Annotated in this window: 13 protein-coding genes; 8 read left to right on the forward strand and 5 right to left on the reverse strand. The window is 54.6% G+C overall.

What is annotated here, in order from left to right; genetic code table 11:
- Nucleotides 1-54: 54 nt before the first annotated feature.
- Nucleotides 55-1,755, reverse strand: coding sequence for a lysophospholipid acyltransferase family protein (locus V1566_RS07610; protein ID WP_395305498.1), 1,701 nt, complete (start codon nucleotides 1,753-1,755; stop codon nucleotides 55-57).
- A 127-nt stretch (nucleotides 1,756-1,882) separates the two neighbouring features.
- Entirely contained in the window at nucleotides 1,883-2,857 is a 975-nt protein-coding gene (gene hemB, locus V1566_RS07615; RefSeq protein ID WP_028017695.1) for a porphobilinogen synthase, read from the reverse strand.
- Nucleotides 2,858-3,312: 455 nt separating this feature from the next.
- Here hemB and V1566_RS07620 point away from each other — a divergent pair, with 455 nt between their 5' ends.
- Together V1566_RS07620 and V1566_RS07625 are read left to right on the forward strand one after the other, a co-directional pair.
- Nucleotides 3,313-6,087 (forward strand): autotransporter outer membrane beta-barrel domain-containing protein, encoded by a 2,775-nt coding sequence (locus V1566_RS07620; RefSeq protein ID WP_395305499.1) that lies wholly within the window; start codon nucleotides 3,313-3,315, stop codon nucleotides 6,085-6,087.
- A gap of 92 nt (nucleotides 6,088-6,179) precedes the next feature.
- The gene (locus V1566_RS07625) at nucleotides 6,180-6,803 is read left to right on the forward strand and encodes a helix-turn-helix domain-containing protein (protein ID WP_395305500.1); all 624 of its coding nucleotides are present in this window, start codon (nucleotides 6,180-6,182) and stop codon (nucleotides 6,801-6,803) included.
- 2 nt (nucleotides 6,804-6,805) lie between these two features.
- Here V1566_RS07625 and ampH read toward each other — a convergent pair whose 3' ends face one another.
- The gene (gene ampH / locus V1566_RS07630) at nucleotides 6,806-7,966 is read right to left on the reverse strand and encodes a D-alanyl-D-alanine-carboxypeptidase/endopeptidase AmpH (RefSeq protein ID WP_395305501.1); all 1,161 of its coding nucleotides are present in this window, start codon (nucleotides 7,964-7,966) and stop codon (nucleotides 6,806-6,808) included.
- Between the two features lie 203 nt (nucleotides 7,967-8,169).
- On the opposite strand from ampH, the gene V1566_RS07635 reads away from it, so the two are divergent.
- The 3 genes from V1566_RS07635 (at nucleotide 8,170) to V1566_RS07645 (ending at nucleotide 11,151) form a co-directional block, all read left to right on the forward strand.
- A complete protein-coding gene (locus V1566_RS07635; protein WP_395305502.1) occupies nucleotides 8,170-8,703 on the forward strand; it encodes an isochorismatase family protein in 534 nt (177 codons plus the stop codon).
- 115 nt (nucleotides 8,704-8,818) lie between these two features.
- Nucleotides 8,819-10,039, forward strand: coding sequence for a peptide antibiotic transporter SbmA (sbmA, locus tag V1566_RS07640; RefSeq protein ID WP_395305503.1), 1,221 nt, complete (start codon nucleotides 8,819-8,821; stop codon nucleotides 10,037-10,039).
- Between the two features lie 14 nt (nucleotides 10,040-10,053).
- Nucleotides 10,054-11,151 carry a DUF1615 domain-containing protein gene (locus tag V1566_RS07645; protein WP_395305504.1) on the forward strand — a complete coding sequence of 366 codons (1,098 nt, stop codon included), beginning with the start codon at nucleotides 10,054-10,056 and terminating at the stop codon, nucleotides 11,149-11,151.
- Here the strand turns inward: V1566_RS07645 and V1566_RS07650 are convergent.
- Nucleotides 11,148-11,447 carry a DUF2755 family protein gene (locus V1566_RS07650; RefSeq protein WP_008503287.1) on the reverse strand — a complete coding sequence of 100 codons (300 nt, stop codon included), beginning with the start codon at nucleotides 11,445-11,447 and terminating at the stop codon, nucleotides 11,148-11,150. The two genes, V1566_RS07645 and V1566_RS07650, sit on opposite strands and share 4 nt — an antisense overlap.
- Nucleotides 11,448-11,697: 250 nt before the next feature.
- On the opposite strand from V1566_RS07650, the gene V1566_RS07655 reads away from it, so the two are divergent.
- Nucleotides 11,698-11,925: a DUF2754 domain-containing protein gene (locus V1566_RS07655; RefSeq protein ID WP_033144741.1), complete on the forward strand. Its 228-nt coding sequence runs from the start codon at nucleotides 11,698-11,700 to the stop codon at nucleotides 11,923-11,925.
- Here V1566_RS07655 and ddlA read toward each other — a convergent pair.
- Nucleotides 11,922-13,022 carry a D-alanine--D-alanine ligase gene (gene ddlA / locus V1566_RS07660; protein ID WP_029739746.1) on the reverse strand — a complete coding sequence of 367 codons (1,101 nt, stop codon included), beginning with the start codon at nucleotides 13,020-13,022 and terminating at the stop codon, nucleotides 11,922-11,924. The genes V1566_RS07655 and ddlA overlap by 4 nt on opposite strands.
- A gap of 103 nt (nucleotides 13,023-13,125) precedes the next feature.
- Here ddlA and V1566_RS07665 point away from each other — a divergent pair, with 103 nt between their 5' ends.
- Both V1566_RS07665 and V1566_RS07670 read left to right on the forward strand, forming a co-directional pair.
- Complete coding sequence (locus V1566_RS07665) at nucleotides 13,126-13,809, forward strand: extensin family protein (RefSeq protein WP_395305505.1); 684 nt, start codon at nucleotides 13,126-13,128, stop codon at nucleotides 13,807-13,809.
- Nucleotides 13,810-13,977: 168 nt separating this feature from the next.
- Complete coding sequence (locus V1566_RS07670) at nucleotides 13,978-15,192, forward strand: multidrug efflux MFS transporter (RefSeq protein ID WP_395305506.1); 1,215 nt, start codon at nucleotides 13,978-13,980, stop codon at nucleotides 15,190-15,192.
- The last annotated feature ends 166 nt before the right edge of the window (nucleotides 15,193-15,358 follow it).

Below are 15,358 nucleotides of genomic sequence, written 5' to 3' on the forward strand. Positions count from 1 at the left end.
CCGGCCTACGTTCCATTGTAGGCCCGGTAAGCGTAGCGCCACCGGGCAACGGGGTTAAAGGTGCGCCTCAATATACCGCTGATAGCGGTTCGCCTTCAGGTAACACAAATCCACCAGCACCAGCCCGTCGACGCAGTCGTTAAATGCCGGGTCGCTGCCAAAATCAATAAACTGTACGCCGCCGGGTTCACACAGCTCGGAATACTGCTTGTAGAGCGGCGGAATGCCGCAGCCAAGATTGCCGAGCAGGGATTTCAGCTTCGTCAGATCGTCCACGTAATCCACGCCGCCAAACTGCGCGAGCACGTCCGGCAGCGATGCGGGATACGGCTGACGTGACGCGGCCAGCGGATGCGTCGCCGGGAACCACAGACGGTAAAATGCCACCAGCAGATCCCGCGCGGCAGGCGGTAAGCCGCCGGAAATCGAGACCGGGCCAAACAGGTAACGATAGTGCGGATAACGGGCCAGGTAAGCTCCAATGCCGGACCATAAATAATCCAGGCCGCGGCGTCCCCAGTAGCGCGGCTGAATAAAGCTGCGCCCCAGCTCAATGCCGTGTTCCAGCACGTCCTGCATTTTGTCGTCGTAGTGGAACAGGCTATAGCTGTACAACCCCTCCAGACCGCGACGTTCAACCTGGCTGGCGGTCGGCATAAAGCGGTACGCGCCGACGATCTCCAGATCCTCATCATCCCACAGGATCAGGTGCAGATAATCATCATCGTAGCAGTCGGTGTCCCGACGCTTGCCGCTTCCTTCCTCCACCGCGCGAAAGGCAATCTCGCGCAGGCGGCCCAGCTCGCGCAGCAGCGGGGCGTCTTCCTGACCGTTGCGCTGCCAAAGATAGATGGTTTTACCGTCGCTGGTATTGCCCAGACATTCGGCCTGCGCCAGCGCGCGTTTCAGGGTGGCGCGGTCTTCCGGGCGGGCAATGGCGCACTGGGTTTTAAAGACGCCAGGCACTCCCTTGCCAAGACGCATCACGTGCTGACGACACTGCTCGGCCATCTCACGCGACGAAAGGGTGGCGCTATGCCAGTGATGCCACGCAATCTGCTGGCCGATTTTAATCGGCAGCTGACTATGGCGGCGGCGGAACATTTGCTGCATCAACAGCAGCATCGACAGAGTCGGAGATACTAGCGTGCTGGCATAAAAGAGCAGGCTGTTATGCGCCTGAATATGCACCGGCAGCAGCGGGGCGCGCAGCTTGCTGGCGAGTTTGATAAAGCCAGAGTGCCACTTTTTGTCGCGAATGCCTTTGCGCGTGGGGCGGGAAACTTCTCCGGCCGGGAAGAAGATCAGCACGCCCGCGTTTTGCAGATGCTGTTCCATCTGCACCAGCGACGATTTCGCCGTCCTGCCGCCCATATTGTCCACCGGAATAAACAGCGAACTGAGGGGCTCAAGGTGCGTCAGCATCCGGTTGGTGACGACTTTCACATCGCGTCGCACGCGGGAGACGGCGTACATCAGCGCCAGCCCGTCCAGCGTGCCCGTCGGGTGGTTAGCAATAATGACCAGCGGGCCATGTTCGGGGATTTGTTCGAGATCGCGGGCGGAAACGGTGCAGAGAATATCAAGGTGTTCCAGAACTTGCTCCACCATATCCAGTCCTTTCAGGTGGCGGTGGGCTGCGGCAAATTGCTGAAATTCGTCTTCGTAAAACAGTCTTTTTAAGAGACTTTTTTGCCAGGGTGCAGGCCTCGCCTGAGGCCAAAGATCGTCGAGAACGCTATCGAGGCTAAACATGATTACTCCTCCTGCCGTCTTGCGAAGACAGTAGAAGGCGCAGATGTCGGTTGTATTGCAGTTTGGTGAAGATTAGCGCAGAGAGCAGGCCGGGTGAGGCGACGCCGCCACCCGGCGCAAAAGCGGATTAACGCAGAATTTTCTTCTCGGCCAGATCCAGCGCGAAGTAGCTGAAGATCAGGTCCGCGCCCGCGCGTTTGATCGCGCCAAGGCTTTCGAGGACCACTTTCTCTTCGTCAATCGCACCCGCCAGCGCGGCGAATTTGATCATCGCGTACTCGCCGCTGACCTGGTAAGCGCCCAGCGGCAGCTCGGTGCGCTCGCGGATGTCGCGCAGGATATCAAGATACGCGCCAGCCGGTTTCACCATCAGGCAGTCTGCGCCCTGGGCTTCATCAAGCAGGGATTCACGAATCGCTTCCCGACGGTTAAGCGGGTTCATCTGATAGGTTTTACGATCGCCTTTCAGCGCCGTGCCCGCCGCTTCACGGAACGGGCCATAGAAGGAGGAGGCGAATTTGGTGGAGTAAGACATGATGGCGGTGTCGGTAAAGCCCGCCGCGTCCAGCGCCTGACGAATCGCCTGAACCTGTCCGTCCATCGCCGCAGAGGGAGCGATGAAGTCCGCACCGGCAGCGGCAGCGACTACAGCCTGCTTGCCAAGGTTCAGCAGGGTGGCATCGTTATCCACGCCGTGATCGCACAGCACGCCGCAGTGGCCGTGGGAGGTGTATTCGCAGAAGCAGGTGTCTGACATCACCACCATTTCCGGCACGGTCTCTTTGCAGATGCGGGACATGCGGGCGACGAGACCATCTTCTTTCCACGCATCGCTGCCGGTGGCGTCGGTATGGTGTGAGATGCCGAAGGTCATCACCGATCGGATCCCCGCGTTGGCGATGCGTTCAATCTCACGCGCCAGATATTTCTCCGGAATGCGCATGACGCCCGGCATAGCTTCGATGGCTTTGTAGTCATCGATCTCTTCTTCGACAAAAATCGGCAACACCAGATCGTTTAAGGTCAGGGTTGTCTCTTCAAACATAGCGCGCAGTGCAGGTGACTTACGCAGACGGCGTGGGCGTGCAATTAAATCGGTCATGGTATGCCTGATGTTTGTGGAACAAAGAGGCCTAGTGTACCTCAAAGTGAAGACGGGTGTTTTACTAAAGTGGGCATTTTGCTTTTGCGAAATGCGGCAGATTAGTTTGACAGTCATCAATAATATATATAATGCTGGTCAGTATACCTCTGAAAGAAGAATGAAATATTCGCGTTATTTCTATATGAAAATGAATGTATAATTAAAAACTATTTATTATTTCTTATGGTGTTTACCCGATTGATTTGGACGCGTATTAACGCTTTGTTTTTATAATATTTATTATATGACACCTTATGCTTTTGTGGTCTGGATGTGCTTTTGTCTGAATACGGACTTAATGGAAACATTCATTGAACCTTTTCGAAATGAAACTGCATAATTCCCTCCGCAATTAAATATTGCAAATTCATTGATGGACAAACTTGCTTACGTCCCTGAGGAGGGATGACCCAATGCAAACATGGAAAAAGAAACTGGTTGTATCTCAACTTGCATTAGCCTGCACCCTGGCTATCGCTTCTCAGGCCAATGCGAAGGATATTTCCGGTACGACATATAATACCTTCGGATATGATAATACTGCCTCCACACCATGGTATTATGGTTATGCTGACTGGGATTACTCAGATACCACCCATGATGGTGATATTTATCCCGTGATTAATAAAACCATCGTGAATGGTGTTATTTCAACATACTATCTGGATGATGGCGTAAATGGCCGAGCGAATGCGTTGAGCATTTCCAACAGTACCATTAATGGTATGATCACTTCTGAATGTATGACCACCTCGTGTGCTGATGGTATAGATACCGATGGCACGACCCATTCTCAGTACGATCGTTTTAGTCTGACCGTGGATAACTCTACGATCAACGATACCTATGAGCATTACGCATATGACGTCGTAAATGGTCAGAGCACAGAGACGCACTATCTGGACACTTATGCTCTGGGTAATGCGATTACCCTGGATGTTGAATCGGATATCGTTATCCAGAATAATTCCCACGTTGCGGGTATTACTCTGACTCAGGGGTATCAGGAACTGGATAATACCCCGTACGACGGTGTTGAAGGCGTAGCCAACAGCAGCAAAGTCTTTACCGACACGCTACTGGTGAAAGATTCTGTACTGACTTCCGGTGCGTACAGCGATTTAGGTACTAGCGGATTCTACGGTCAGACCGCGAAGCCGAGCGATTATGGTGAAACCAACGCGACAGTGGCGGATGATGCGGCGCTGATTGTGGCAGCTAGCGCGTCGGATAACGCGATGCAGACTTCCGCCACGTTCGATCACTCCACCGTTACGGGCGACATTCTTTTCTCCAGTACCTTCGACAACAACTTCTACCCGAATGGCGATCCGGCAACCGATACGACTGAAGATGGAATCTATAACCCAACCACCAATGGCTGGGACGGCACCGATAAGCTGGACGTCACTCTGACCAATGGCAGTAAATGGGTTGGTGCAGCACAGTCGAGCGTCGAGGCTATCGGCACGGCGCAGATGTATGGCCAGGGCTACAGCAACGTAGACTGGGACACTCTGTCCCCTAACAGCATTTGGCCGGATTCCACCTATGACAGCAACGACCACGTTGCAGGTGGCGCAGTATATCAGAGCGGTCTGTTTAACATCGCGCTGGATAACGGCTCTGAGTGGGATACCCGCAAGCTTTCTAACATCGACACGCTGACGGTAAATAACCAGTCTCAGGTCAATGTTGAAAACTCTGGCCTGCTGGCTGATACCATCACCCTGACCAATGGCTCATCATTGAATATTGGTGACAGCGGTGCTGTCGCGACGGACAGTCTGTATCTGGACAGCTATAGCCGTGCAGCTCTAACGGAAGAGACGGCAGCACTGTATGCCAACACCATCACCGTGGATAACGGTGCGGAGCTAGCGCTGGGTCTGGGCCAGATCGATACGCACGATATGGTGCTGACTGACGGCGGCGTACTGAACGTTGCCAGCCGCGATTATGTCCTTAACAGCGATCTGAGCAATGCTCGCTATATCACCAACGATCCATATCAGGCGGACTACGACTATGGCGTTGTCGCACTGAATTCTGACGGCCATCTGGCGGTGAACGGTGACGTTGCCGGTAATTACAAAGTTCGCATCGATGATGCGACTGGTGCAGGCTCCGTTGCTGATTATAAAAACAAAGAAATTATCCATGTTTATGATAACAACACGGATACCGCAGCCAGCTTTACTGCTGCAAACAAAGCCGATTTAGGTGCTTACACCTACCAGGCGCAGCAGCAGGGGGACTCCGTTGTCCTGCAGCAGGCTGAGCTGACCGATTACGCCAATATGGCGCTGAGCATCCCATCTGCCAACACCAACATCTGGAATCTGCAGCAGGATTCCGTAGGTACGCGTCTGACCAACAGCCGTCACGGCCTGGCGGATAACGGCGGAGCGTGGGTAAGCTACTTCGGTGGCAACTTCGACGGCGACAATGGCGTTATTAGCTACGATCAGGATGTGAGCGGTATTATGGTTGGTCTGGATACGCAGATTGACGGTAATAATGCGAAGTGGATCGTCGGTGGTGCGGCAGGTTTCGCGAAGGGTGATATCAGCGATCGTACCGGTCAGGTCGATCAGGACAGCCAGACGGCGATGATCTACGCGTCGGCGAAGTTCATGAACGATCTGTTCCTCGACAGCTCCCTGAGCTATACCCGCTTCAACAGCGATCTCTCTGCTAACATGAGCAACGGTCAGTATGTTGACGGCAACACCTCCAATGACGCTGTTGGTTTTGGGCTGAAACTGGGCTATGACTGGAAACCAAACCTGTCCGGCTATGTCACGCCATACGCAGCCGTGTCTGGCCTGTTCCAGTCTGGTGATGATTATCGTCTCAGCAATGACATGCGCATGGATGGGCAATCTTACGATAGCCTGCGTTATGAACTCGGTGTTGATACAGGTTACACCTTCAACTACGGCGGCGATCAGGCTCTGACGCCTTACTTCAAACTGGCCTACGTTTATGACGATGCCGATAACAATGCCGACGTTAACGGTGACAGCATTGATAACGGCGTGAAAGGCTCCGCTGTGCGGGTAGGGCTGGGCACCCAGTTCAGCTTCACGAAGAACTTCAGTGCGTATACTGATGCCACTTATCTGGGCGGCGGTGACGTTGACCAGAACTGGGGCGCAAATCTGGGTGTGAAATATACCTGGTAATGAATAAAGCAGGGGGAGTCATATCCCCCGCTTTTTATATACAGCAATAAAAATAATATTGAACCGACAAATACGGATGCCTTGAGGTCTGCATGAGGGTTAATGCGAAACCGCTTTCTGAATTAAGCCGGCTCGAACAGTGTTTGAAATCAGCCAGTACCCCTTTTAAATCTGCTCCACAACAGTTAATTACATCAGGTGAGTGTCATGCTCCCCGCACGACCGTATTACAAACCGGTATAATCGAAATCTATCGTTGTTCAGATGAACTGCTTGTGGGCATCGCAACAGCGCCTTTTATTTTGGGGCTGTCCACCGTGATGATTAATCATAGTCAGGAATATAGAGTGGTAGCCAAAACATCCTGCACGGGCTTTTATTTGCCCACTGAAACCACCTGTCAACTTATACAACAGAACGCGCTATGGAAAGAGGCCTTCGGTTGGTTATCCTGGATAAACTACATTCTTGAGAAACGCGATATGCAGCTGGTGGGAAATAATTCCTATCATCAGATCCGCGCCATGCTGCTGAATATGGCGGAGTGGGATGAAACGCTGCGCTCAAAAATTGGTGTGATGAATCATATTCAACAAAGTACGCGTATTTCACGTTCAGTGGTTGCTGAGGTTCTCGCTGCCCTGCGGCAAGGTAACTACATCAATATGAGCCGGGGCAAGCTGGTCAGCATCAACCGCTTGCCCACAGAATATTAAGATCAGTTAGACGCGGTGAGCACCTGGGCTTTATTGGCGCTCAGCTCTGCCACCAGGTTATTAATCCCGTCACTCATATTGACGAAACGCGTATGCGGGGAGCGGGTGACCACCACAAATGCACCCACGTTTGACTGCGGGATCATGGCCATATAGGTGATGAATCCACCGCCACCGCCGGTTTTCTGAATAATGCCCGGACGGCCATTTTTTGGCGCCATATAGACCCACCCCATGCCGAGCGCATCGGCTTTACCCGGCACGTCCATCCCGATGACGCGGTGCAGCTGAGTACGCTGATAAATCAGGGTCTGCATGCGATCGGCCTGGCTGGTGCGAGCGTAGAAATCTGAGGAAAGGAACTGCTGCATCCAGCGCATCATATCGCCAGGCGTGGAATAGACTCCGCCGCTGCCCACAGCCGCGAGCGTGTTATTACAGGGGCTCGCGCCTTTCTCCGCCACCATCAGGCGACGGCACTGCTCCGGGGACGGGGTAAAGGTGGTGTCTTTCATACCCAGTGGACGGGTTATCTGCTCTTCAAATAGCTGCGTGTAGGGTTTACCCGCCGCCGTTGAGAGGGCATCTGCCAGCAGGTCAAACGCCAGGTTTGAATAAGAGGCCTGCGAGCCCGGTTCCGCCTTCAGCGTGGCGGTACTCAGGTAGCTCCAGCGCTGGTCGCGCGTTGGCCAGACAAAGACGTCACGATGCGCCGCACCGCCTGGCTGCTCACGCGGCAGGGCGCTGGTGTGGGTGGCAAGGTTCACAAGCCGGATCGGCGTCCCCTGCCAGGTTGGAACCCGGGCGCCTGGAGGCGCGTATTTGCTGAGCGGATCGTCAAGCTTCACCACGCCCTGGTCGAGCAGTTTCACCAGCATTTCGCTGGTCATCAGCTTGGTTAAGGACGCGATGCGGATAACGGAATCCAGCTGCGGGTGAACGTTATTTCCTGGGCGCGTTTCGCCAAAGCTGCGGAACACACGCTGGTTGCCGTCGATGACGACCATCGCCATCCCGGTCGCGCCGCTGCCGTAATAGATAAGGTTCGCGTAGCGATCGGCAATATCTGAAGCTAAAACGGGTGCCGTCAGCGGTTGGGCTGCCTGGGCGGTAGAAAAGCTCACCGCACACAGCGCGGCAAAAGAGAGCAGACAACGTTTCAACGAAAGCATCCATGAAGTGAATGAGGAAAGTAATGGGTATTTATACTACTAATCGGAACCGCGCAATGCCCCGAATTGCATAACGATAGCGAGAAAAACGTAACCATGGGTAAATATGAACAATTTACTTACGAGCCATCTCCCATTTTGTGACATCGGGCTTATGATAGACGCCAGTGTCACTCAATCTTACGGAGAACGGTATGTCTGAGAAGCGTGTGGTTATGGTTGTCGATATGCAGAACGGGGTATTTGAAACCCCTCGTCATCAGCGCGAAAAGTGTGTCTCTCTGATCAACCAGCTTACGCAGGCAGCCGACAAGGTGATTTTTATTCAGCATACCGAGGCCGGGGGCCTGGAAGAGGGAAGTGAAGGGTTTGCGCTGCTGCCTGAACTCCATCAGCCTGCTGACGCGCTTTACGTGACCAAAACCGCCTGCGATGCCTTCTATAACACCGCGCTTGAGGCGCTGCTGCGTGAGCAGGGCATTCGCGAGTTTGTCATCTGCGGCTGCGCCACCGATTACTGCGTCGATACGACGGTTAAGAACGGCGTCAGCCGGGGTTATCACATCACCGTGGCGGAAGATGCCCATACTACCGCCAATCGCCCGGCGGCAGATGCGCAGATCGTGATTAACCACCACAACGATGTGTGGCGTAACTTCATCGCGCCGGCGAATCCTCTCGCAGTGAAACGCACCGAAACAATTCTCGAAAACTGGAAAGCGAACTAATAATTAACCCTCGGGTCTGACCTTTTTGCCCGGGCCGGGAGGCTGGCTCGGGCAGGTTTTTCGTGTGGTAACGTGTTGTGCACAGCAACAGCCATAACAACAAGAAGGAAGCATTATGTTTAAGTCTTTTTTCCCAAAGCCGGGGCCTTTTTTCCTGTCGGCATTTATTTGGGCACTCATCGCTGTCATTTTCTGGCAGGCGGGCGGCGGCGCATGGCTGACGCGCATCACGGGAGCAACGGGCGAGGTGCCGATTAGCGCGGCGCGCTTCTGGTCGCTCAGCTACCTGCTGTTTTACGCCTACTATACGGTGTGCGTTGGGCTGTTTGCGCTGTTCTGGTTTATGTATTCTCCGCACCGGTGGCAGTACTGGTCGATCCTCGGCACATCGCTGATTATCTTTGTCACCTGGTTCCTCGTGGAGGTGGGTGTGGCGGTCAACGCCTGGTATGCGCCGTTCTACGATTTGATCCAGACCGCGCTGAGCTCGCCGCATAAAGTGACTATCAACCAGTTCTACCATGAGGTTGGCGTCTTCCTCGGTATCGCCCTTATTTCGGTATTCGTTGGCGTGATGAACAATTTCTTCGTCAGCCACTACGTTTTCCGCTGGCGTACCGCAATGAACGAACATTATATGGCGCACTGGCAGCACCTGCGCCATATCGAAGGCGCCGCGCAGCGTGTGCAGGAAGACACCATGCGTTTTGCCTCCACCCTTGAAGACATGGGCGTAAGCTTTATCAACGCCATCATGACGCTGATTGCCTTCCTGCCCGTGCTGGTAACGCTCTCGGTGCACGTGCCGGATCTGCCGATTGTTGGCCATCTTCCGTATGGTCTGGTGATTGCCGCGATCGTCTGGTCGCTGATGGGTACGGGCCTGCTGGCGGTGGTGGGGATCAAACTGCCGGGCCTGGAGTTTAAAAATCAACGCGTGGAAGCCGCTTACCGTAAAGAGCTGGTTTACGGTGAAGATGATGCCAACCGCGCATCACCGCCGACCGTCCGCGAGCTGTTTGGCGCCGTGCGTCGTAACTACTTCCGACTCTACTTCCACTATATGTATTTCAACATTGCCCGTATTTTGTATCTGCAGGTGGACAATGTTTTCGGTTTGTTCCTGCTGTTCCCGTCGATTGTTGCGGGTACGATTACGCTCGGTCTGATGACGCAGATCACCAACGTTTTCGGTCAGGTTCGTGGGTCGTTCCAGTACCTGATCAGCTCCTGGACCACCCTGGTAGAACTGATGTCTATCTATAAACGTTTACGCAGTTTTGAACGTGAGCTGGACGATCGTGACCTGCAGGAAGTCACCAACACATTTAGCTAATACAGGAAGTTGCTATGTCTTTTGCCGTACCGCGCGCGTTACCGTTGTCCTTGCTGGCCGCTCTTGTGCTGGCAGGCTGTGCCGAAAAAGGGGCTGCTCCGCTCAAAAAGGGGGAGAAGCCCGTCGATGTGGCGAGCGTTGTGCGGCAGAAAATGCCCGCCAGCGTGAAGGATCGCAATGCGTGGGCAGATGCGCTGGCAAAAACCTTTGAAAGCCAAAAGATCGCGCCGACCGAGGAGAATATCTGCTCGGTGCTCGCGGTGGCGCAGCAGGAGTCAATGTACCAGTCAGACCCGGTGGTGCCGGGTCTGAACAAAATTGCCTGGAAAGAGATCGACCGCCGCGCGGAATCCATGCATATCCCGGTATTCCTCGTGCATACCGCGCTGAAAATCACCTCACCGAACGGCAAAAGCTACAGCGAACGGCTGGATGCGGTGAAAACCGAAAAACAGCTGAGCGCCATCTTTGATGATTTCATCAGTATGGTCCCGATGGGGCAGAAGCTGTTTGGTTCACTGAACCCGGTACACACCGGTGGCCCGATGCAGGTGAGCATCGCGTTCGCGGAGAAGCATACCGACGGCTACCCGTGGAAAATCGACGGTACGGTGCGTCAGGAGGTCTTCTCCCTGCGCGGTGGGCTGTGGTTCGGCACGTATCATCTGCTGAACTATCCGGCGAACTATGATGAGCCGCTGTACCGCTTTGCCGACTTTAACGCGGGCTGGTATGCGAGCCGTAATGCGGCATTCCAGAGTGCGGTCAGTCGCGCAAGCGGCGTCAAGCTGGCGCTGGACGGCGATCTCATCGCTTACGGCAGCAGCGAGGCGGGAAGCACCGAGCTGGCAGTACGGAAACTGTCGACCACGCTTGGCTTGAGCAACAGCGACATTCGCCGTCAGCTTGAGAAAGGCGACAGCCTGGCATTTGAGAAAACGGATCTGTACAAGAAGGTGTTTGCGCTTGCAGAGCAGAAAAGCGGGAAAACGTTACCGAGGGCTATCCTGCCGGGGATCCAGCTGGAAAGCCCGAAGATCACGCGTAACCTGACCACCGCATGGTTCGCAAAACGCGTGGACGATCGCCGGGCTCGCTGTATGGGGCTTTAACGGCGACGGCGAAAGCGCAACACTAACGCCACAACCCCCAGAATCATACATCCCGCGAGGAAGGGAATCAGGCCAAACAGGGTGCTGACACCAAAGCCAATCTCAACTCGCGGGCGTCCGTTATCCTGTACCTGCATCAGGTGTTCATAAACGCCTGGCGCATGGACCAGCATATTGAGCAGTTGGGAACCGGCCCAGAAGCAGAACAGGACAAACAGGGCATAAGCAATATTACCCGCCGTGGAGGTTTTTGGTTTGCCGCCAAAAATCGGTTTCGACAATGTAAAGTCAGCCATATTGACCTCCCGTGGTATCACTCTGTTTTAATACGCGTCTTACGGGGTGAGTTTGACAGGTCATCGCATTTGTCAATATCAGAATCGTGGTAATTTCCGCGCCGGAATCCTCCTGGATTGTCGATTTCTGCAGCACATCACAATTTCATCACTTAAGTGAAATTGCGTCGCGTTTCAGAATTTCCGTATCTGCCACAGACCTGGCCGAAAAACTGTGAGAGGATATCTTTTTTTTCCTGCCGGAGTTGTTATGAAGCTCACGTCCAAACTACGCCGTGACTGGCACTACTATGCCTTTGCAATCGGGCTGATCTTTATTCTTAACGGTGTCGTGGGCCTGCTGGGGTTTGAAGCAAAAGGATGGCAAACCTATGCCGTCGGGCTGGTGACCTGGGTGATAAGTTTCTGGCTGGCGGGGTTGATTATCCGCCGTCGCCCTGAAGAGACGACAGCGGATGAGGCGAAGCGCGCCGATTAACCGTTTACGGAACTTTTAAGCGCGCTGTCGGCGGCGTGGCGCTCCAGCGCCAGTTCGATCAGGCGGGTGATCAATTCCGGGTAGCTCAGGCCGCTGGCCTGCCACAGTTTCGGATACATGCTGATGTTAGTGAACCCCGGCAGCGTGTTGATTTCATTGATCACCACCTCGTTTTCCGGCGTCAGGAACACATCCACGCGCGCCATGCCGCAGCAGCCGAGCGTCTGATAAGCGCGAATGGCGATCGCCCGGATCTTATCGTTAATCGCCGGATCGATATCCGCAGGAACGACAACCTGCGCGCCTTTGTCATCAATGTATTTGGTGTCGTAAGAGTAGAAGTCGCTGTTTAAGACCACTTCGCCGCAGGTGCTCGCCTGTGGGAAATCGTTGCCCAGCACGGCGCACTCAATTTCACGGCCTTTAATACCCTGCTCAACCACCACTTTATGGTCGAACTCAAACGCCAGACGGACGGCCTGCGTGAACTCTGCTTCGCTGGTGACCTTGCTGACGCCCACGGAGGAGCCCTGGTTTGCCGGCTTCACAAACAGCGGCAGACCCAGCTCTCCGCTAATTTGCGCAAAGCTATGCTTGTCGCGGTTGGCGCGGGTGAGGGTTACGAATGGCGCAATGTTCAGCCCGGCATCGCGCAGCAGGCGTTTGGTGACGTCTTTGTCCATGCACGCGGCAGAGCCGAGGACGTCCGAGCCGACGAACGGCAGGTTGGCCATGCGCAGCATTCCCTGCAGGGAACCATCTTCCCCCAGAGTGCCGTGAACGATGGGGAAGACAACGTCGATCTGGGCGAGTGCCTGCGCGTTGCCGGCGTCGATGAGCTGCCCCTTCACGACGCCGGGTACGGTGGCGACGCTCACTTCTGAAGGATTAAGGGCGATGTGTGCCGGATCGTGAGCATTCAGCAGATACTGGCTGGCATCGTTAACGTGCCACTGGCCCTGTTTATCAATGCCCAGCAGCACCACGTCGAAGCGGCTTTTATCGATCGCATCAACGATATTTTTGGCCGATTGCAATGACACTTCGTGCTCAGCTGATTTTCCCCCAAAGACAATACCTACGCGCTGCTTAGCCATCTCACTCTCTTCCAGTCTGACGAAAAGCCAATAACATACCACGATGCCCGGCGGGTTTCGCGGCCTTCTGCCATAATGTTTTGGGGAATGTTGAGGGGGGAGAGTGAAAGGAAAAACGCTGCTGACCGTTTTCATCATTGTGGCCGTTGCAACGGTGGGTTATCGCTGGTTGCCGCCTTACTACAACCCTTTTATGCCGCTGACGCTTGACGACCCGCCGGGCCGAATCACCCAGTATAAACTTCGGCGCTTAACCCCCGAGGCGTGCGCGAGCCTGCTTTCACTGGCTAACCAAAGAGATCTCATCCGCACCCAGCCGGTGGCAGACAGCGGCGGCGCGTGTCCGCTTAACAACGTGGTGCGCGTGCGCGACTTCGGCCCGGTCGGCCTGAACAGCAGTTTTCTTGCCAGCTGTCCGCTGGCGCTCAGCTCTGCGCTGTTTGTCAGCCAGCAGGCCCGGCCGCTGACAAAACGCTATACGGGCAGCGACCTGGCGCGCATCGATCATCTCGGCAGCTTTGCCTGCCGCAATATTTACCACCGCCCTGACGCGCGACGCAGTGAACATGCCACGGCTGAGGCGCTGGATATCGCCGCTTTTCGTCTGGCGAACGGGGAACGCGTCACGGTGCTGAACGGCTGGAAGATGGCAACAACGCAGACATGGCTGAAGGCAATGCTGGCGGCAAGCTGCGGCTACTACGGAAACGGCCTGGGGCCGGAGTATAACGCGGCGCATGCCAACCATTTTCATCTGGGAATGCGCGGTTTCGGACTCTGTCGGTGAAGCATAATATTCCGCCAGAAAATGGATGAATTGTGACTTATTTCACAAATATGATGACTGGGAAGATAAAACACCAAAGTCAGTCAGGCCGCATCTCTGGTGCGACGTCAAAACGCGTAACTTGCTAATCTGTAGGCGAATTTGCCTAAAAATGAAGACTATTTCTTTATGGAATCCTGGAAAGTTAATCTCATCTCGGTCTGGTTCGGCTGCTTCTTCACCGGGCTGGCCATCAGCCAGATCCTGCCGTTCCTGCCGCTGTACGTCTCGCAGTTGGGGGTGAACTCGCATGAAGCGCTCTCCATGTGGTCCGGCCTGACGTTCAGCGTCACGTTTCTGGTCTCCGCCATTGTGTCACCGATGTGGGGCAGCCTGGCGGATCGGAAAGGCCGAAAACTGATGCTGCTGCGCGCCTCGCTCGGGATGGCAATTGCCATTCTGCTGCAGGCCTTCGCCACCAACGTCTGGCAGCTGTTTTTCCTGCGCGCGGTGATGGGGCTGACGTCCGGGTACATTCCAAATGCCATGGCGCTGGTCGCCTCCCAGGTGCCGCGTGAGCGTAGTGGCTGGGCGCTGAGTACGCTCTCCACGGCTCAGATCAGCGGCGTCATCGGCGGTCCGCTGCTGGGTGGCTTTCTGGCGGACCACGTCGGGCTGCGCGCGGTATTTATCATTACCGCGATCCTGCTGGTGGTCAGTTTTCTGGTCACGCTCTTTCTTATCAAAGAGGGGGGCCGCCCGGTTATCAGTAAATCTGAACGCCTGAGCGGCAAGGCCGTCTTCGCCTCGCTGCCCTATCCGGGACTGATGATCAGCCTGTTTGTGACTACTATGGTTATCCAGCTCTGTAACGGTTCGGTCGGTCCGATTCTGGCGCTGTTTATCAAGTCGATGGAGCCGGATAGCACAAATATCGCTTTTCTGAGCGGCATGATTGCCGCTGTGCCGGGCGTATCCGCCCTGATTTCCGCGCCGCGTCTGGGAAAACTGGGTGACAGGATCGGCACGGCGCGCATCCTGATGGCGACGCTGATCTTTGCGGTCGTGCTCTTCTTCGCGATGTCGTTTGTTACCTCTCCGCTTCAGCTTGGCGTATTGCGATTTCTGCTCGGGTTTGCTGATGGCGCAATGTTGCCTGCGGTACAGACCCTGCTGGTTAAATATTCCAGCGACCAGGTGACGGGGCGTATCTTTGGCTATAACCAGTCATTTATGTATCTGGGGAATGTTGCCGGTCCGCTTATTGGCGCATCCGTTTCCGCGATGGCCGGTTTTCGTTGGGTATTTGCGGCCACGGCGATTGTCGTTTTAATCAATATTATCCAGCTGGCTATTGCGCTGCGTCGCCGCAGACAAATGGCGGAAGCGAAATCGTCGAGATAATCGTTTCGCTGATGTATTAAATATTCTTATAGTAGCCGCATTTTTATATAACGAAATGCGGCGTTTTTTTATAGAAAAACGTTTCGCTCACCGCGACGGCCTTTTATTTTCATTCCTGCATCACTTTTGCATACCCTAATAAACTTCTTCTCTTTGCATTATGGAT

Source organism: Enterobacter sp. ECC-019 (assembly GCF_043974075.1).
Classification (GTDB): domain Bacteria; phylum Pseudomonadota; class Gammaproteobacteria; order Enterobacterales; family Enterobacteriaceae; genus Enterobacter; species Enterobacter asburiae_D.